The 18,404-nt window shown below is 64.0% G+C and carries 13 protein-coding genes, 1 tRNA gene and 1 pseudogene; 11 read left to right on the top strand and 4 right to left on the bottom strand.

Going from position 1 to position 18,404, the window contains the following annotated elements:
* Window positions 1-17 precede the first annotated feature (17 nt).
* Window positions 18-743: a hypothetical protein gene (locus ACFVM3_RS11980; RefSeq protein WP_378437969.1), complete on the top strand. Its 726-nt coding sequence runs from the start codon at window positions 18-20 to the stop codon at window positions 741-743.
* On the opposite strand, the gene ACFVM3_RS11975 is transcribed toward ACFVM3_RS11980, so the two are convergent.
* On the bottom strand, window positions 730-1,284 hold the full coding sequence (locus ACFVM3_RS11975) for an HdeD family acid-resistance protein (protein ID WP_378437968.1): 555 nt from the start codon (window positions 1,282-1,284) through the stop codon (window positions 730-732). The genes ACFVM3_RS11980 and ACFVM3_RS11975 overlap by 14 nt on opposite strands.
* A gap of 318 nt (window positions 1,285-1,602) precedes the next feature.
* Between ACFVM3_RS11975 and ACFVM3_RS11970 the strand changes: the two genes are divergently transcribed.
* Window positions 1,603-1,675 (top strand) — tRNA-Ala (locus ACFVM3_RS11970).
* A gap of 249 nt (window positions 1,676-1,924) precedes the next feature.
* Here ACFVM3_RS11970 and ACFVM3_RS11965 read toward each other — a convergent pair.
* A complete protein-coding gene (locus tag ACFVM3_RS11965) occupies window positions 1,925-3,157 on the bottom strand; it encodes a tyrosine-type recombinase/integrase (protein ID WP_378437966.1) in 1,233 nt (410 codons plus the stop codon).
* Window positions 3,158-3,334: 177 nt separating this feature from the next.
* The gene (locus ACFVM3_RS11960) at window positions 3,335-3,847 is read right to left on the bottom strand and encodes a hypothetical protein (RefSeq protein WP_378438048.1); all 513 of its coding nucleotides are present in this window, start codon (window positions 3,845-3,847) and stop codon (window positions 3,335-3,337) included.
* 159 nt (window positions 3,848-4,006) lie between these two features.
* On the opposite strand from ACFVM3_RS11960, the gene ACFVM3_RS11955 reads away from it, so the two are divergent.
* From ACFVM3_RS11955 to ACFVM3_RS11915, 9 genes and pseudogenes are all read left to right on the top strand, one after another.
* Window positions 4,007-6,685 (top strand): type I restriction-modification enzyme R subunit C-terminal domain-containing protein, encoded by a 2,679-nt coding sequence (locus ACFVM3_RS11955; protein WP_378437964.1) that lies wholly within the window; start codon window positions 4,007-4,009, stop codon window positions 6,683-6,685.
* A complete protein-coding gene (locus ACFVM3_RS11950; protein ID WP_378437962.1) occupies window positions 6,682-8,097 on the top strand; it encodes an N-6 DNA methylase in 1,416 nt (471 codons plus the stop codon). Before ACFVM3_RS11955 ends, ACFVM3_RS11950 begins: the two co-directional genes overlap by 4 nt.
* The gene (locus ACFVM3_RS11945; RefSeq protein WP_378437960.1) at window positions 8,094-9,488 is read left to right on the top strand and encodes a restriction endonuclease subunit S; all 1,395 of its coding nucleotides are present in this window, start codon (window positions 8,094-8,096) and stop codon (window positions 9,486-9,488) included. The genes ACFVM3_RS11950 and ACFVM3_RS11945 overlap by 4 nt, the downstream gene beginning before the upstream one ends.
* Before the next feature lie 1,248 nt (window positions 9,489-10,736).
* Window positions 10,737-11,006 (top strand): hypothetical protein, encoded by a 270-nt coding sequence (locus ACFVM3_RS11940; RefSeq protein WP_378437958.1) that lies wholly within the window; start codon window positions 10,737-10,739, stop codon window positions 11,004-11,006.
* Window positions 11,003-11,371 carry a hypothetical protein gene (locus ACFVM3_RS11935; protein ID WP_378437956.1) on the top strand — a complete coding sequence of 123 codons (369 nt, stop codon included), beginning with the start codon at window positions 11,003-11,005 and terminating at the stop codon, window positions 11,369-11,371. The genes ACFVM3_RS11940 and ACFVM3_RS11935 overlap by 4 nt, the downstream gene beginning before the upstream one ends.
* Window positions 11,372-12,633: 1,262 nt before the next feature.
* The gene (locus tag ACFVM3_RS11930) at window positions 12,634-14,604 is read left to right on the top strand and encodes an ATP-dependent endonuclease (protein WP_378437954.1); all 1,971 of its coding nucleotides are present in this window, start codon (window positions 12,634-12,636) and stop codon (window positions 14,602-14,604) included.
* Window positions 14,601-15,233 carry a UvrD-helicase domain-containing protein gene (locus tag ACFVM3_RS11925; protein WP_378437953.1) on the top strand — a complete coding sequence of 211 codons (633 nt, stop codon included), beginning with the start codon at window positions 14,601-14,603 and terminating at the stop codon, window positions 15,231-15,233. Before ACFVM3_RS11930 ends, ACFVM3_RS11925 begins: the two co-directional genes overlap by 4 nt.
* Window positions 15,208-15,402, top strand: a pseudogene (locus tag ACFVM3_RS11920) (UvrD-helicase domain-containing protein); the annotation flags it as partial. The gene ACFVM3_RS11925 and the pseudogene ACFVM3_RS11920, both read left to right, overlap by 26 nt.
* A 33-nt stretch (window positions 15,403-15,435) precedes the next feature.
* On the top strand, window positions 15,436-16,437 hold the full coding sequence (locus tag ACFVM3_RS11915) for a hypothetical protein (protein ID WP_378437951.1): 1,002 nt from the start codon (window positions 15,436-15,438) through the stop codon (window positions 16,435-16,437).
* 1,533 nt (window positions 16,438-17,970) lie between these two features.
* Here ACFVM3_RS11915 and ACFVM3_RS11910 read toward each other — a convergent pair.
* The gene (locus ACFVM3_RS11910) at window positions 17,971-18,384 is read right to left on the bottom strand and encodes an OST-HTH/LOTUS domain-containing protein (RefSeq protein ID WP_378437949.1); all 414 of its coding nucleotides are present in this window, start codon (window positions 18,382-18,384) and stop codon (window positions 17,971-17,973) included.
* Between the last annotated feature and the right edge of the window lie 20 nt (window positions 18,385-18,404).

Raw genomic sequence — 18,404 nt, 5'->3', positions numbered from 1 at the left:
CCTATTACGTTGGGACCGTGCTGACCGAAGCCGAAGAAGTGATCCACGCCCGTGCCGCCATCGCGTGTGAGGCGGCAGCCGCGGCGGGTCTGCCGGGCCGTTTCGAGGCTTGGCGTGAAGACGGCCTGCTGGTGGTCCTGGCCACCGCGCCGGAGTTGCGGTTCCTGCGCACGATCACCGGCGTCACCGCGGCGAACCTGCCGCGAGCCGTCCGGCTGGCCGGGGCATCGTGCTGGAACGGCGACCCGCCGACGCTGGTGCTGCCGCCGGGCCTGCTCCCCGGCGCCGGTCTCGTGCCCGCCGGTGCCCGTCCGATCGCGACTCTTCCGGTCACTGAACTCGCCTCGCCGGACGCGGACGTCGACGACTCACCCGACCTCGGCGGTTTTCTCCGCGTCCTGCTCGACGGATACGAAAGCGACGACGTCGTGACGGCCTTCATGGCCGCCGAACACGCCGACCCGCGCATCAGGCGGTCGTTGCTGGTCGAGGACGGGGTGCCGATCTCCGCCGCGGCCCTGAGCGCGCACGGTCACGGCGTCGTCCTCGGCGGCTCCGCCACTCCTCGGGAGCATCGCGGCAAAGGCGCTCAGGCGCGGCTGCTCCTCCACAGCTTGACCGCGGCCGCCCGCGAAGGCCGTCAGTTCGCCGTCGCCACCGCGGTGGAAGGTTCGCCGAGCCTGTCGAACCTGCGCCGCGCCGGAGCGCGGGTCCATGTCCGGCAGGCTTTCAGGCCCGGGTGAGCTTCCGCAGGCGGAAGGCCAGCACCAGCAGCATCACGCCGTACAGCAGGGCGTAGATCCCGACCAGCAACGCGATCCCGTACGCGCCGGCGATCGGGTTGAACACGATCACGATGCCCGCGATCAGCGAGAGCGCGCCCGCCGCGATGAGGAACGCCTCCCCCTCGATCTGCTTGCGCAGCCGGATCGCGGCGACGATCTCGACGATGCCGGTGAAGATCGCCCAGAAACCGACCAGGAGGGCCAGCACGAGCACCGTGATCCCCGGCCAGATCAGGACCAGGACACCGGCGATGATCCCGAACGCGCCGAGCACTCCGTAGGCGGCGCGGTGAGCGGCGTCGCCCGGCCGGAAGGCCTGCATGATGCCGCCGATGCCGTCGAAGATGGCGTAGATGCCGTAGAGGATCGCGAGGGCCAGGACGGTCGTTCCCGGCCAGATCAACGCGAGAACGCCGAAGAGGATGGCGAAAACCCCGCGCACGGCGGCGAGCGGCCAGGCCAGGCGGGGTTCGACGACGGTGAGACCGGCGAGAGGCATGCCCCGAGTATCGGAGCGCCGGTGAGCTTGCGCGCGGCACGCCACCCGTAGGGGTGAAGGACTTGGTCCGCGGCTATCGGGGCTGCTCTGGCCCGCATCGGGGAGGCCAGTGGAGACGCAGCGTAGCTCGGCGTCATGATGACCGAGAGCGTGACGGCGGCCATACGCAGAGTCAGCGCGCCGCTATGCGCAAGGGGCAAAGATGCAGGTCAGTGCGGTTTGCGGCCGCCAGAAGCACATAGGGTGACCCCCGCGTGAACGGCCTGCGCGGGCGGTGTAATGTATGGACACACGAGATGCGGAGTACAAAGCCGCTCCGGGGCTATGGCGCAGCTGGTAGCGCACCTCACTGGCAGTGAGGGGGTCAGGGGTTCGAGTCCCCTTAGCTCCACAGTACGAAAACCCTCCCGAATCAGCGGAACTTTCCGCAGGTCAGGGAGGGTTTTCTCGTTCGACGGCGGATCTTCGGTGATCATCTGAAGATCCGCTGCGGATCGATTCAGGAACCCCCTGCTGGAGGATTTCTGGAGGATCGATCTTGCTGCTCCGCCTACTTGATAATCAGCAACAGGCGCCAGGGCGAGGGCACATGGGACTCGCGGTGAAGAGAGGCAGGAACCCTCTCAGCTGCCGCAGGTTCTCACCCCTGCTTTCCCACCACTCCGGCGCGGTGGGGGTCAACGAGCGTTCCCGTAGATCCGGCCGGCTGTGGCGCGTTCGGTCGACCAACAGCTGTGCGTGCTTTGCGCCAACGTCTCTCGAGGCAGCGGAGCAAGCGTCGTTCGACTTCAGGGGCGACGTGGCTGTAGGTCTCGACGATGCGGTTGTCGAGACGGTGCCCGAGCCGTCGGGCTTGGGCGATCTCGGGGATACCGTCGGCGATCATCCACGTCTTGTGGCTGTGCCGGAGTCCGTGGAACGTCAGCCCCGGCCGGACCGGCTCGATCGGCACAGCGGCGTCGGGACGTTGCAGGTTTCCGTCAACCGCGGGGCGGAAGACCCGCCGATCGAAGTCACTGCGGCGCAACCAGCAGCGACGCGGACTCGCGAACACGAACTCGCCATCATGACCGTCCAGGTGATCCCGCAACAGATCGATCAGGAACGGCGGCAGCGTGATGGTGCGCGCCGACGCGGGAGTCTTCGGCGGCCCGAGCCAGAGCCGATGGTTGCCTTCATGCAAGCAGCCGGTGTCCGGATCGATGCCGATGCACCCGTCGTCGAGGTGCGTATTGACGCGGCGCAGCCCCGTCAGTTCGCCCCAGCGCGCCCCGGTCCAGCCCGCGGTCACCACCAACAGCCCGTAACAGCGGCCGCCGAGCAACTCCGCGTTGTCGGAGATCCGGACAACTTGCTCGGGCGTGGCCCAGACCCGTTCCGCGGGAACAGGCGACCGCTCACGGCGCCGACCACGCCGCGCCCTCCTGCGCACAGGATTGACGGCGATGAGGCGCTCATCGACAGCGTCGTCAAGCATCATCGAGAACACCGTGACAACGCCGGCCACCGTCGACCGGGCGTAACGGCGCCGCAACTCCTTGACCCACAACGTCACCGCCAGGGCGGTGATATCGCCGACCGCGGTACTCCCCCACCGAGGTTCGATCTGGTTACGGATCCGGCTGCGATAGTTCTCCTCAGTACGAACCTCAACGTCGAGAGTTTCGGTCCACAAGGCCACCCAGGCGGACACGCTGGTCTTCGCCGCCTGCGGGTCCAACCAGATACCACGCCGTTGATCGGCCTCAATCTGATTGGCATAGTCATCGGCCAACCTCTTGGTGCCGAAACCAGAACGCGACCCGATCCTGCCGTCAGCCGTGGGATACCGGACACGCCACGAGCGCGGGCCGATCTTCTCTGTCCAAGCCATACTGACCTCCCGGACGCCAGCGTCGAAAGTGGACAGACCCGGTATGCGCCACCGCTTGACAGTCCGCAACTTGATCTCGGACCTACCAGCAAACCCGCGGCCGACTTGATACGCGGAGAAGGTGTCCGCCCGCTAGTTGATCGGGCTTCGGCGTTCCAGGAGCTTGGGCCAACTTGACTAGTTGGTGCGCCGACCGAGAAGGCCCACGGGTGAACCCGCACGTGAGCTATCGCGCACCCCGTATCGGCGGCTCGGCGACGGTCTGCCGAGTCCCCAGGCAGCCACCATCCACCGTTCTCCAAGCAGCAAGAGGTTCGCGGGCTTCAGATACCGGTGCAACCAGCCCACTTCATGCGCAGCTTCCAGCGCGGCGCAGACGGCCAGAATCAGCAAACCGAGACCGGCGTCGTCCGTCAGCAGCGAACGAACTGATTCGGCGTGCTCCTGTGCCAGAGCCATGACGAACCAGTCGTGCGCGAGCCCGTGGTCAAGCACCGGCATGATGTGCTCGTTCTCGGGTTGCAGCCGACCGAACTCGATCTCGCGCTGCATCCTGGCCACCGCTTCGACCATCCACGACGTCCACCTTTTGAAGGCGACTTCGACCCCAATCGTCTCGTGCACAGCGGGTAACACCACTGCTCGGGCACCTCGGCCGAGCGGCTTGGGTCCCAACCGATAAGCCCGCACGTCGTGCCGTCGAGAGTCTCCCAAGAGAGCATTCAAGCCCACGTCGCTGCCCGATGTCAGTGCACACCGCTAGCATTGGTACTCACCGTGCACATCCCGTCTCTGGGCTGGTGGCTGGTGACATTCGGGAGGGCCAGGTGGCGGGCCGGGGAGGGCGCTATGGAGCGTGAAGCTGTTACGCGTAAGCACAGGATCGATCCGAAACTACGAGCAGCTGGCTGGACGGTCATGCCTTACCAGCTAGCCTTCGCCTCCAGCCCGCCGCCCACTGGGGCAGTCGAGGAGTGGCCGACTGCGGCAGGCCCGGCTGACTATGCGCTGACAGACGACACGGCCATCCGCGCCGTCGTCGAGGCCAAGAAGGTCACAATAGGGCCACAGGGCGTGCTGACACAGGCCGAGCGCTACTCCCATGGCGTGGTGGACGGACCGCGGATTCGCGGTGAGTTCGGCGTGCCCTTCCTGTATTCGACGAACGGCGAGCAGATACATTTCCACGACGTACGCCGAGAGGAGAATCTCTCGCGGCTGGTGTCGGGCTTCCATACGCCGACGGCTCTGACGGAGATGCTCAGCCGCGACTTCGATGCTGAGCTCGCCGCCCTCGGGCGGGTTCCGGTTAACCAGCGACCGCGTCCTTACCAGGTAGAGGCTAATCAGGCCGTTGAGCAGGCAATTGCCGAAGACAAGCGCAAGATGCTCGTCACGATGGCGACGGGCACCGGCAAGACACTGACCATCATCAACCAGGCTTACCGCCTAATGAAGGCTGGCGTCGCGCGACGTGTCCTGTTCCTGGTCGACCGCCGAGCACTGGCGGCGCAGACCGTTCGGGAGTTCGCTTCGTTCGAGGCTGAGCCTGGCCTGAAGTTCGACAAGATCTACCCGGTGTACTCCCAGACCTTCCGGCGGGAGGACTTCGGCGATGATGGCGCGTTCGACGCCAACGTCATGCCGGCCTCGCTGCTGACCAGTCCTCGGCTTGGTGACGCCTTCGTGTATGTCACCACGATCCAGCGTATGTCGATGAACCTCTTCGGCGGCGAGCGCGCTCTCAAGATCGACGACGAGGAGATTGACGCCGAGGTTGAGCAGCTCGACATCCCCATCCATGCCTTCGACCTGATCATCGCTGACGAGTGCCACCGTGGTTACTCGGCCAAAGAGCGCGCTGTCTGGCGAGACACCCTCGACCACTTCGACGCCATCAAGGTCGGGCTCACGGCTACACCGGCGGCCCACACGATGGCGTACTTCGAGAACCTGGTGTTCCGCTACGAGTACGAGCGGGCAGTCCGCGAGGGTTACCTTGTCGATTACGACGTGGTCAAGATCAGCTCGGACGTCCGGATCAATGGCGTGTTCCTCCGTGAGGGCGAGCAGATCGACGAGATCGATCCCGAGACCGGTACGCGGCAGCTCGACCTGCTCGAAGATGAGCGGGCTTTCGACGCCACCGAGGTCGAGCGCAAGGTGACCGCGCCCGACTCGAACCGGAAGATCCTCGCTGAGCTGAAGCAGTACACGGAGCAGTTCGAGGCCGAGCACGGACGGTTCCCCAAGACGCTGATCTTCGCCGCCAACGATCTGCCGCACGTGTCGCATGCCGACCAGCTCGTTGGCATGGCGCGGGAGATCTTCGGCCGCGGTGAAGACTTCGTCACCAAGATCACCGGGAGAGTCGACCGCCCGCTCCAGCGCATACGTGAGTTCCGCAACCGGCCTAAGCCGCGGATTGCGCTGACCGTCGACCTGCTCACGACAGGTGTCGATATCCCTGACCTCGAGTTTCTGGTCTTCCTCCGACCGGTGAAGTCCCGAATTCTGTTCGAGCAGATGCTCGGCCGCGGTACCCGGCGTGGTGGCGACCAGGCAGCTGACAAGGACAGGTTCGTCGTCTTCGACTGCTTCGACGGCAGTCTGATGGCCTACTTCCGAAGTGCCACAGGCATCACGGCTGAGCCGGCCGAGAGCGACAACAAGACGACCGCGCAGATCATCGAGGAGATTTGGCAGAACAAGGACCGCGACTACAACGTGCGGCGCCTGGTCAAGCGGCTCCAGCGCATCGCCAAGTCGATGAGCGGCGAGGCGTACCAGCTCTTCTCAGCCTTCATCCCGGATGGCGACCTCAGCGACTGGGCAGCGAAGCTGCCAACCCTCCTCCGTACGGCCTTCATGGGCACGATGAAAATCCTGCGCAATCCGGGCTTCCAGGACCTGCTCGAGAACTACCCGCGTGGTAGCCGGTCGTTCGTCGTCGCCAGCAGCACCGTGGACGAGGTGAGCTCGGAGTGGTTGATCCGCGGTGCGACGGGCCGGGAGTACCAGCCGGATGACTACTTGGTCGCTTTTGGCGAGTTCGTCCGCAGCGAAGCGAGCACGCTGGACGCCATCTCCGTCCTGCTTACACGGCCGAAGGGGTGGAACCCGCGGGCTCTGACCGAGCTGAGGGAGGCGCTGAGCCGGGCACCCGAGCACTTCACCGAGACCAACCTGGAGAAGGCGTTTCGCGCCAAGTACGGCAAGGCGCTGGTCGATATCATCTCCATGGTCAAGCGTGCCGCTCTCGACACGGCGCCGCTGCTCACCGCACAGGAGCGGGTTAAGGCGGCCGTTGCGAAGGTGATCGCCGAGCGTGCACTCACCGATGAGCAGCGGCAGTGGATGGGGTACATCGAGCAGCACCTGATCGAGAACTTGTCGATCGAGCAAGAGGACTTCGATCTCATCCCGGTACTGTCGTCCCGGGGTGGGTGGCGACGCGCTAACCGTATCTTCGGTAACCATCTACCAGACATGATTAAGCAGCTGAACGAGGAGCTAGTCGCCGCATGACCGACGTCGTAGGAAAACTCTGGGGCTATGCCCACTCTCTGCGCCACGATGGCGTCGACTACGGCGACTACATCGAGCAGCTCACCTACCTCTTGTTCCTCAAGATGGCCGATGAGCAGGGCGTCGCACTACCCCACGAGACGGACTGGCCGTACCTGCGTAAGCAGTCAGGCACTGATCTCGTCGACGCCTACCAGGACGCCCTACGGACGCTCGGGAAGCAGCCGGGCATGCTCGGTGACATCTTTGCGGGTGCGCAGAACCGGCTGACGAAGCCGGCGACGCTGAGCCGACTGATCAAAGCGATCGACGAGACCGAGTGGACCAGCGTCGACGTCGACGTCAAGGCAGCGGCGTTCGAGGGACTTCTCGAAAAGTCAGCCTCCGAGGGCAAGAAGGGAGCGGGTCAGTACTTCACACCGCGACCTCTGATCCGCACAATGGTGCGGCTCATGCAGCCCGACCCGCGTGCACACCAGCAGTTCAGCATCTGCGACCCAGCCTGCGGCACGGGTGGTTTCCTCGTAGCAGCTTACGAATGGCTCAAGGACCGGACGGGTGGTGCGTTCGACCGCGGCACTGCCAGGCGGATCCGGACCTCGACGTATTACGGGCAGGAGCTTGTCGAGCGGCCCCGACGCCTCGCGCTCATGAACATGTACCTGCACCAGGTAGAGCCGCACATCAAGCTGGGTGACTCGATCTACGAGGCTCCAGACAGTCGGCGCTACGACGTCGTCCTAACCAATCCTCCCTTCGGCAACCGTGGCGCCAACGAAGTGCCGCTCCGGGAGGACTTCACGATCGAGACGGCCAACAAACAGCTCAACTTCCTCCAGCATGTTCTCACCATCCTGAAGCCTGGAGGCCGCGCGGCCGTCGTCGTGCCCGACAATGTGCTGTTTGCGGACAAGGCCGGTGAAATCTTCGAGATCCTCATGCAGGATGCCGACGTCCACACTGTCCTACGCTGCCCGCGAGGAACGTTTAATCCGTACACCCCTGGCACCAAGACTAACGTCATCTTCTTCACCAAGAGCCGTCCCACGAGCAAGGTGTGGGTGTATGACGCCCGAGCCAACGTACCCACTATCACCAAGAAGTCGCGCCCTCTCACTGACGCGCACTTCGCCGATTTTGAGCGGTGCTACGGCCTAGACCCCAACGGGCGAGCGCCGCGGGACGCAGCCGATTCGCCGGACGACCGTTGGCACGTCTTCGACATAGAGGATGTTAAAGCTCGCGACTACAAGATCGATGGCTTCAAGTGGCTGCGCGACGACGAACTCGACGACGCTGAGGATCTTGGAGATCCAGTGGAGTTACTGGCCGAGGCGGCGAGCGAACTGCAACTAGCCGTCGCTCGGCTCGCGGAGCTGCAGAAGCTGCTGGGCGGTGAGGTGGACGCATGATGAGCCAGGATCAACAGCCGCTGCCGGCTGACTGGGAGCTGACGAAGGTCGGTGCAGTCGTTGTCGATATCCAACCCGGCTTCGCCTCGGGTAAGCACAACAGCGATGGCGAGGGACTGCCCCATCTCCGGCCCATGAACGTATCGACGGCGGGCAAGATCGACCGCACGGTCACAAAGTTCGTCGAACCTAACCTCGCCGACCGCTCGGATAGACGCCTCCGACCAGGGGATGTCCTGTTCAACAATACAAACAGCATCGATCTTGTCGGGAAGACCGCTTACTTTGTCGATGACGATTCACCCGCATTCTCCAACCACATGACCCGCCTAAGGGTTGATCACGACAAGGTGGCGCCCGAATACCTAGCCCGATACCTTCATGCGTGCTGGTCCGCCGGGCAATTTGCTCAGCTCGCTAACAACCACGTGTCGCAGGCGAGTGTTGGGCGCAAGACGCTCAGCGGTCTGCAGCTACCATTGCCACCCCTTGAGCAGCAACGCCAGATCGTGGCGCTTTTTGATCAAGTCGATCAAGGTCAGGGTGAGGTCGCGGGCTACCTTGTCCGAGCTCAAGGACTCCTGGCAGGTTTTCGGCAAGCCGTACTGGCTGCGGCTTGTTCCGGACAGCTGACAGTGGAGTGGCGTAGGGGCAATCACCCAGAGTCATCCGCATCCGCCCTGCTGCGGAAGCGCGCTGCGGATCGAAGTCGTCTGGGACGAAAGTATAAGGAACCTGTCCTACAGTCTCCCGATGCGCTCCCGCCGATCCCGGATGAGTGGTGCTGGGCGGCACTCCCGGAGCTGGGTGAACTGGGACGCGGAAAATCGAAGCATCGACCGAGAAACCATCCTAGCCTGTTCGGCGGGGAATATCCGTTTATCCAGACCGGAGATGTGGCGCGTTCTGGTGGCCTGATCATTTCACATTCGCAGACCTACAATGACGTGGGCCTGGCGCAAAGTCGGCTTTGGCCGGCGCAAACCGTCTGCATAACGATCGCTGCCAACATCGCTGATACGGCACTGTTGACATATCCGGCCTGTTTTCCTGACAGCGTCGTCGGGCTGATCGCCGATGAAGCTATAGCCTTGCCGGAATACGTCGAGCTCTTCATGCGTACGGCAAGACGTGACCTGGCAGCGTTTGCTCCGGCCACCGCACAGGCGAACATCAATCTGGCCATTCTCTCTAAAGTGGCAGTCGCGCTGCCGCCGCTAGAGGAGCAGCGTGAGATCATTCGCCGCGCGAATGAGATGTTTAGAGGAGGCGAGGAAGTCTTGGCTAAGGTAAGTGCAGCTTCATCGCTTCTCGAACGTACGAGTAAAGCTGCTCTCGCTAAGGCCTTCCGGGGCGAGCTCGTGGAGACGGCGGAATTGGCCGAGCAATAAACTGGAGGAAGTTCGCTCTATCACCAACGGGCCCTCCGCTTGGAGTCCAACGCCATCATCTCGCACGCCCATGTGCATCTCGCGTCCGCACCCCGCGCTCTCGTAAACGATTCAGAACGGTCGTCGGATCCACGTCCATCCGCTGATCGATCCGGGCCAGCGACCAGCCAGCCGCGTACAGCCGTACGACTTCGTCGATCTACTCGGGGGTTAGTCCGCGGCGGCGCATCGTCACGCCCTGGCGCTTCAGGATGGCGCTGTCCGTTCGCCGGTTGATGCCGAACCGATCACCCAGATCGTAGACCGTCGCTCCAGCTTGGGAACCCTCGGCGAGCTGCTTCGTCTGCTCGGCGTCGAGCTGGCGAGCTCCGCCAGGCTTCGGCCGATCTGCTAGAGGCCCGGCTGGCTCGTCCAGACGCAAAAGCTTCCTGATCAGGGACTCCAGGGCACTGACCTGGGCCGCTGTGTTGTAGCAGCGTCCCCCAGGGGCCACAGCACGAGAATCCTCCCGAACCAGCGGAACTTCCGCAGTTCAGGGATGGTTTTCTCGTCTGACTGATGATCTTCGGCGATACACCTGAAGATCAGCGCGGTGGGGGTCAACCAACGTTCGCACAGATCCAGCCGGCCGCGTCGCATTCGCTTGACCAACAGCCGTGCGCGCTTTCCGCCTGCGGCGATCAAGACAGCGGAGTAAGCGTCGTTCAACCTCAGGGGCAACGTGGCTATAGGTCTCCCCGATGCGGTTGCCGAGACGATGCCCGCGCCGACGAGCTTGGGCGATCTCGGGGATACCGTCGGCGATCATCCACGTCTTGTGGCTGTGCCGTAGTCCGTGGAACGTCAGGCCCGGCGGGACCGGTTCGACAGAAGGCCTCGAGATCTACCGGAGCTTGGCCAGGAAACCCTGGTTGTACCTGGGTTTCGGGTCGCGCAGCAGCTTGGAACACCCTAACCGCTACGAGAACCTGTTCTGCAAGAACGTCCTCATCGACTGAGGTCACCCCAGCCGGTGAATCCAACGTTCGTGCCCGGCAGGAGCGCGATCAGCGGGCGACCCACACGGCGTCGGTGCCGTGTGGGTCGCCTGGCAAAAGCGCACTCGGTCATCGTGGGCAATCCGGTGAAACTCCTTCGACTGTGATAGGCAGGGCCTGTCCACCGGCACTCACAGGTCAGCTGTCCCGGCCGTTGACAGTACTCGGATGACAGGAAGTGCTATGTTGATCCTGGCTTAGTCTGCATTCCATGAACGACAAGTACGCGCGGACATACCGGCACGGCGACATGGTCTTCGTCAAATTACGGAGTTCTCGCCAGTGGATCCCGGGCCGCGTGATCGCCGGAGAGCCCGATCGGGCTCGAGTTGCCGTGAGCGTGCCGACCTCTGAAGCCGTCAACTGGGGCACCCGGTGGCTTCCGGTCAACACTCCGGTCTTCCGCGAAGTCAACCATGACAGCATCTACTTCGTCGCCGCCGAGCCGGCTTGGGATCCCACACGGTCGAGCCGTTCTTGACGCCGGACGAGTACCGCTTTCTCGGCGGCGATCCCAAGCGCCCTCATTCGGGCACGCGCCGTTCGAGTCAGGTGGGCGCTTATATGCCTGCCACTCACTACGTTCGCGAAGACCCTGTATGGGTCTGGGAAGACGGCTGGCACCGCGCGGTCGTGACCAGCGTGACGCGGTCGTGGGTCTCCGTAAAAATGATGACCTATCGAGACCGCAAAGGTAACCGCGGCAAGAGTTTCCGGCCGCCCTTCGTCTGGCCCGCCCTCAATGACTTCCCGGCGCCCGTGACGCATGTCTTCGCGGACCCGACCTTCAGTCTGGTCGAGACGAGGCCGGGGTTCTACGCCGCGATTCCCGGCCCGGCAACCTGAAGACCCAGCCGCGATCTGGCATGGGAGTCAGCTGCCGACCTCGCGGTTGGGCCGCTCGTTGAACGGCAGCCGCCTTCGTCGCGATCGACGTTTGTCCGCTCCTCGAGACGATCGGACGAGAGGAAGACCGAGCGATGGCGATAGTCACAATCGCCAAGCATGCGGACTCCAAGCTGAGACGAAGATTGCTTACGGAAGCTATCGAAATCGGCCACTAGACTAGGCCACCACCGGTGGCGGCGGTTGGATAATACGGAGGTCGCCTGGAACGTCGCACGCGTGCTCATCGGCCTGAACGGACACCTACCACCACCAGGCCCGCTCTCACACCAATTTTCCTGGAGCAGTTCTGGAGCACGACGTCGGTTACAACAGCGTTCAACAACGATGAACCGCGTTGCACGGAGCACAACTGCTCCAGCCGACCAGCAGGTTCCCTATAACCGCAGGTCAGCACCTTGATCGAACCTGACTGGCAGTGAGGGGGTCAGGGGTTCGAGTCCCCTTAGCTCCACAGGTTTCATGATCGCCCGACCGGCTCATCCCTGCAGGTCGGGCGATATTTTTAGGTGTACCGAAAATTCGTCCTATATGGACCGTTGTTAAGTTACCGTTCAGCAACTGGGGCAGAACTGGGGCACCCGCTGACCCCATTTGAAATACGGCCACCAAACCTGCCCAAGCGCGGCCACCATTCGGGTGAAACCGCCAAAATTCTTCTCGACAAGCCAGCTCCCGGCCACCCATCACCCCGGATGCGGCGCTCGCAGTACGCCAGCGCGCGGGACCGCATCGGCAGCTGGATTCACCACACCGACTGCGCACGTACCACCCGCCGCACAAACGTATGACACCTGTGCCGGACGTACCGCGCCCGACTGGCGGGGTACACCCGCGCCCGCAATCGCGCCACGGAACGCCGCTTGCGAAGTCGGCCACCCAGAATCCGCCACATCACGGCCCACAGGAATGACCCCGACCAATACCACCGCAAAGAGTTGCAGGTTCGCCTCCTGCCGAGGGCACACAAAACATGGGCAACACCGGCAGTCGGGCGATTGGCACTCGAAAACACCTACCAGGTGTAAGTAGCAACCGCTGGCCTACCTGAACGTGGTGCGCCGGATCGGTCTGCGGTGGGTGTCACCATCGAACACGCCGCCAGTGCGGCGCAATTGTGGCGCGTTTTCGTCCGGCACGCGGTCGGTACTGGCTCGGTGTAACACCCTGGCCTGAAAGTACGACTCTGTGTAACACCGATCATGGTGATCACACGTTCGGGCTGCGGCTCGGTGCAAGGAGTCGCACAGGTGAGGCTAATTTCGGTCGAGGCTCGGAACTTCCGTTCGCTGAGGAAGGTATGCGTGCCGGTCCGTGAGTTCCTGACCATCGTCATCGGGGAGAACAACGGCGGCAAATCGAACCTCCTCGATGCGATCAGGCTGGTCACCGATCCGCTCGACGGTAGGCGAGACCGCTACTGGGATGCCGACGATGTGGCGCGGATGCCGGGTGTCGACGAGGTCTCCTTGGCGGCCACTTATGAGGTGACCGCATTCGAGCAGCGGGGCACGTACAGCCAAGGACTGCTCGAGGACATGAAGTCTGTCCGTTACAAGGTCTCGTATAGCCCGCCGGTCGGCACGGAGATACGAGGCAAGGTTCATTGGGTCGCGGGTCATGGCCGCTCCACCGACCGAGATCCGGAGCCGGAGGCGCGTGGTCGTCTGAGGCACATCTACCTTCCGCCGCTGCGGGACGCGCAACGAGAGCTGAACTCAGGTTCGGGAAGTCGGCTGCGGGTGATCCTCAACTACCTCCTGGCGGAACTCGAGGTGGAAGAGCCCGAATTCGTCGGCGAGATGCGGGAGACACTGGAAGCGGTGAGAACCAGCCCCCGCGCCGGAAGGGTTCTTAAGGGAGTGGAGACCGCTGTCCGGACGCCGCTCGCGGACGTTTCGGCTGGTGCCAGCCCGCAGGACGCGGACGTGTCCTTCGCGGACCCGACGCTGCTTTCGATCGCCCGTTCGCTCCGGATTCGCATGGCCGACCAAGGCCTGGCACCGCGCGATATCGTCGGTTCGGGTTTGGGGTACGCGAACCTGCTGTACATCGCGACAGTCGTCGCGGAGTTGCGTGCCGCTCGGGATCATGATCTGACGGTGTTCTTGGTCGAAGAGCCGGAAGCTCACTTGCATCCACAGTTGCAGACGCTCTTGGTCGAATACCTGCGCGATGCCGCGGAAGCCTCGGCCATCGACCCCGTGTCGCCGGACCATGCCGGGCGTATCCAGGTCATCGTCACCACGCATTCGCCACTCATCACCTCGTCCGTCGCGGTCGAGGACCTCGTGGTGATAAAACGTAAGCGCCTGGGTGCAAGCGCTGTACAGGAATGCCTTGATACTCCGCAGGCTCCGACGTCGGACACCGGTGCGCCGCGCGCAGAACTTCTGAGTCTGTTCGAAACCAAGGCGATCCCGTTGGCCAAACTCGACCTGGACGGCGGGCACGCGAAGCTGAAGCGCTACCTCGATGCCACGCGCAGCGCGATGCTGTTCGGCCCACGCGTCGTACTCGTCGAAGGCATCGCCGAGTCGCTACTCCTCCCAGTGTTCGCCAGGCAAGTACTACGCCGCCCGCCGGCGACACCGATCTTCCCGACCGCCCGCAATACCGAAGCGGTTGAGGAAGACCAGGTAGCTCACGACCGCGCAAGCTGGGCGCGTTTCGTCGGGACCACGGTGGTCGCGATCGATGGCGTCGACTTCGAACCGTACGTGCGGGTGCTGCTGACGGAGTTCGACGAGGGACGTATCGCCGAGCGGGTCGCGGTGATCACCGACGAGGACCCGGCCGTTCTCGCGGACCGCCGGACACTTCTCGGCAACCTGGCGTCCGAACTCGGTGCCTCCGACAGACTGAAGGTCTTCATGGCGAAACCGACGCTCGAACCGGAGCTGCTCGCCGCTTCACCGAGCAACAGGGACGTGATCGAGAAAGCATTCAACCGTCAGCGTCCCCAGGCCGGCCCGAAGTTCTGGGCCGAGATCAAGAAGCTGACGGACGAAGCTCAAATCTGTGCGACCTTCCTCGACGAGTTCCAGAAGAAGAAACTCCGCAAAGGTGACTTCGCCCAGGCCGTCGCCGAGCTGAGCACTCAGCAGGCAGGGTTCACCGTGCCCTCCTACCTGAAGGAGGCGATCGTCTGGATCTCCGAGGCGCGGCAGTGACATCTCTGGAACAGCGACGTGCCGCGGCGCGCGAACAGCAGCGGCGGGCGACCTCGCTGCCCGCGCCTCTTTTCGTACAAGCCTGTCCCGGGGCAGGTAAAACTCGGGTGATCGTGGACAGGCACCTCGCCGCGGCCGGTGGCGGTCGCCGCGGCCAGGCCGTGGTGTCCTTCACCAACGTCGCGTGTGACGAAGTCACCCGGCGGTGCCGGGAGGCTGGACGGCCCCATCTCGCCGACTTCCCGAATTTCGTCGGCACCATCGACTCGTTCCTGTGGCGTTACCTCGTCCGGCCCTTCCTCAGCTCGGATCGGACCTGGAACCGCATCGACTCGTGGGAGCGCATCGGCGCAACGGTCGACGTATGGGACGGACGAAGGACGCACACCCTGCGGTTGAGCGATTTCCAGTGGACTCGCGACCCGGGGGCGGAGCAGTGCCGGGCACAATTCCAGTTCAGAACGAAGAACGCGGCGGCGTACAAGACTCTGGAAATCTGGGGATGCTCGACGCCGCGGCGGAACAAGCAGTCCGGCGACGTAACGCACTGGCCAAGCAGGGGCACATCACCGGGCACGAGGCACGTATCCGTGCACTACGTGGATTGCGCCAACAGCGGCGCGACGTGATCTCCATCTTGACGGACGCTTCGACGAGGTCGTCATCGACGAGGCCCAAGACTGTTCCGCCCTGGACCTGGCCATCCTGTCCGAACTGAGGGACGCCGGTATCCCACTGGTCTTCGTCTGCGACCCAGACCAGGCCATCTACGAATTCCGTGGTGCACTGCCCGACCGTGTCCGCTCGTTCGGACACTCGCTCGGAGCCCGCGTGGACCTGGTGGGCAACTGGCGCAGCAGCCCCGCCATCTGCGCGCTCGCCGCGACCCTTCGGCCGACCGCTTCGAGGTCAGCCGACGACCCGGTCGGCCCGAACCACGACGAGCGAGGGGGCATCCTCATCATCCGTGGCTCCGAAGCCCCAGGAGAGGAGATCCTCAGCGTGTTCAACGAGCACGCCGAAACCCAGGGAATCGCACTGGAACAGCGGCTCGTGCTCGCACACGCCGCGTCCAAATTGCCCGGCAGCGCGCGAAACACAGCGGTCACACCTCCGGACAACCACTCGGCCCGAGCGGAATGGGCCGCACGCGTCCTGGTATCGGACACCGCCACTCCTGCACAGCGCGAGACCGCCTGCGAGATCCTCGAACGCACGATGCTCCGCTACTGGTTCGCCGACGCCGAGATCGAAAACCGCACTGTGACCACGGCCTGCGAGCAGCTCGGCGTCGACCGTTCAAGGCTTCGACGCCAGGCCGGGAGGATGGCCGACACGCTGCCCGCCCCGAGGGAGGCTCAATCAGCTGACTGGTGCAAGGCCGCCAACGCCTATCTGAAAACCACACCACCCCTTCCTGGAATGTCCCGGCGTAGCCAGACCGGCAGCCTTCAATCCCGAACCCCGGCCACGAGAGCTATGAGGGGTGCAGGCGGCGCTGGCACTCCGATGGGTCCTCGTCCTCGTGCCAGCGTCGTGCACCAGGTCAAGGGCGAGGAAGCAGAAGCGGTGCTCGTCATCGTGCCCAGCGACAACCGTGCCGATGACCTCATCCGCGCATGGCAGTCCGGGGTACACCCCACCGAGACGGCCGAAAGTCTTCGTGTCCTCTATGTCGCGGCCACCCGAGCGCGACGCCTCCTAGCGATCGCACTCCCCAGCACCCATTGCAACGACATCGCCACCCATCTCAAAGACGCGAACGTACCCTGCGAGATCGTCAATGTGGAGACTTGTGTCCCCGTGGCCGCTGGCAACCTTCAAGGCGGCTAGGAGCGGTTCCTGAAGACGTCGCCGAGAATTCCTCCCCGACTGCGTAATTCGGCTGGTGACCAGCCTGGGCGGCGCGGTGGACGTCAGGTGGCATCTGGCCGCCAGCGCAGCCGCACGCAACGATCGGGACGAACAAGCCGCTCAGAAGACCGGCTCCGGCCGCGGTGGTCTTGGCCAGAGCCCCGTCATGGTAAAGGCAGCACGGGTGGCGGACGAGCGCGCCGCTGAACTGCCGCCGCCAGTGTTATTGAGGTTCGTCCCGGCCGAACGGCAGGCGGGGCCTCCCGATCAGATCGCAAGCTGGCGCTACTTGCCTCGTTTTGTCGGTCCCCCGGCGTAGCGTGCAGGGTCATCGCGAAGGGAGTCGCGCCGATGGTGGGTCACGCTGCCGCAGGAGGCTCTGCTCGAAGGTGCTGGAAGCGCCGTCCAGGATCGACGGCGGAACCCATATGAAGAAGATCGGCGTAGGTTCCCACATCGGCGATAGCGGCGTCGCGCTAATTCACCAGATGGGGTTCGTGTGGCACGAGCGCTGGAACCCGCGACCGCGTGTCACGGGAGGTGGCAGCTCCCGCCGCGCTTGTTCGACTAGGTCATCGTCGTCCGCGTCCTGATCACTGGATGAAGTGACCGAACCAGGAGGACGGGACTGTCCAGAAGCTCCAAGCCGAAGCGGACTCCGCCGGCACTCCCAGGCCAGCGAGGTACCCGTCGAGCAGGTCCGAGGACCGGTCAATCAGACCGCCGACCGTATCCGACGAGGCGTTCACCTCGACGACCAGACCTGGCAGCCTGGTGAAGTCGGGATCAGACACGCCGGTCGCGGCCTCCGACCACTTCACGCCGGCGTCTTGCAAGCTCCTGGCCGGCCAGTGTCAGAGCCGCCGTGGCCACTTTCGCCTTGGTGAGCGCCGTCCGCACCCCCGCGGCAATCTCCTTGACCGATCTCACGGCCCCTCCCCAGAGCATCGTCGAAGGGAGGCTACCCCGAAGATCGACTCGCGGTCTGGTTTTGGCAGGACAAAGACGTCTGTCGCAGTCGTCGGCTTCCTCGTTGGTATGGGCCAGGTTGCCAGCTGATGTTGCCGCGGCACGTGGGTGCCGAGATGCTCGCCGCGATCGCGCTGGGGACGACTCAGCCACCTAGTCGAACATGTGTTCCACTAAGGTGAAGGTCACCGGCCGGCTGGCTGGTGATGCCTTTGGGTTGAGAGGTGGAGGTGGATGGACTGAGTTGGTTGCTACGGGAGCGTGCCACGGGGCGCGAGTGGCGCGTCGAGACAAGCGATATGGCATGGGAAGCCGGAGGTTATGACCTCGGTCGTTTCGAGGTCCATGTGCTGAGCGAGCAGGTGATCGGTGCCCCGGACGGCTATCCTGGCTCCACATCGTCGACAAGCTCTGAGTTCGTTCCCGTGTTAGCCGCCGGCCGAATTAACGCTAATGGTGACTGCGGTGTGGGTAGGGGTGCTGCGGGCGGGTGGACAGCTCCACCATCCGCAGCTGTCGTTCGATGACCAGCAGAGGCGCTGGCTACCCGGCTGGTCGGCGTCGCTTGTCGCGGATGTAGATGACTGCTGGCTTGCCGTCGCCGGGGCTGCGGCGGTCCTGCTCGAACAGGGTGGTCGCGGTGATCAGGCCGCTGAGCTTGGGGTAGCCGTAGTTGCGTGGGTCGAAGTCCGGGCGTTGTTTGGTAATGATGCTGCCCACGGCGGCGAGGGCGGCCCAGCCGTCGTCGTCGGAGGCTGCCTCGACCGCGTTGCGCAACTGGTTCACCAGTGCCGTGTCGGCCTTCAGCTGTGCCCCTGCCATAGCGGCTTTCGGCTTGGGATCCGCTTCCACCGGCGCGGTGGGATTATGGAGGTGGATGAGGTTCTCGGTGTAGATGAACTTGTCGCAGGCCGCCACAAAGGGCTGGGGTGTTTTGCGCTCGCCGAAGCCGTACACGGTGAGGCCGGACTCGCGCA

The organism is Amycolatopsis sp. NPDC057786, from assembly GCF_042797905.1.
Classification (GTDB): Bacteria; Actinomycetota; Actinomycetes; order Mycobacteriales; family Pseudonocardiaceae; genus Amycolatopsis.
This window is presented reverse-complemented; position numbering and strand designations above follow the sequence as displayed.

What these genes read in the sequence shown, in the direction of transcription:
- ACFVM3_RS11975 (WP_378437968.1), bottom strand. Translation starts at nt 1,284, where the DNA reads ATGCCTCTCGCCGGTCTCACCGTCGTCGAACCCCGCCTGGCCTGGCCG.
- ACFVM3_RS11965 (WP_378437966.1), bottom strand. Translation starts at nt 3,157, where the DNA reads ATGGCTTGGACAGAGAAGATCGGCCCGCGCTCGTGGCGTGTCCGGTAT.
- ACFVM3_RS11955 (WP_378437964.1), top strand. Translation starts at nt 4,007, where the DNA reads ATGGAGCGTGAAGCTGTTACGCGTAAGCACAGGATCGATCCGAAACTA.
- ACFVM3_RS11950 (WP_378437962.1), top strand. Translation starts at nt 6,682, where the DNA reads ATGACCGACGTCGTAGGAAAACTCTGGGGCTATGCCCACTCTCTGCGC.
- ACFVM3_RS11945 (WP_378437960.1), top strand. Translation starts at nt 8,094, where the DNA reads ATGATGAGCCAGGATCAACAGCCGCTGCCGGCTGACTGGGAGCTGACG.
- ACFVM3_RS11940 (WP_378437958.1), top strand. Translation starts at nt 10,737, where the DNA reads ATGAACGACAAGTACGCGCGGACATACCGGCACGGCGACATGGTCTTC.
- ACFVM3_RS11930 (WP_378437954.1), top strand. Translation starts at nt 12,634, where the DNA reads ATGGTGATCACACGTTCGGGCTGCGGCTCGGTGCAAGGAGTCGCACAG.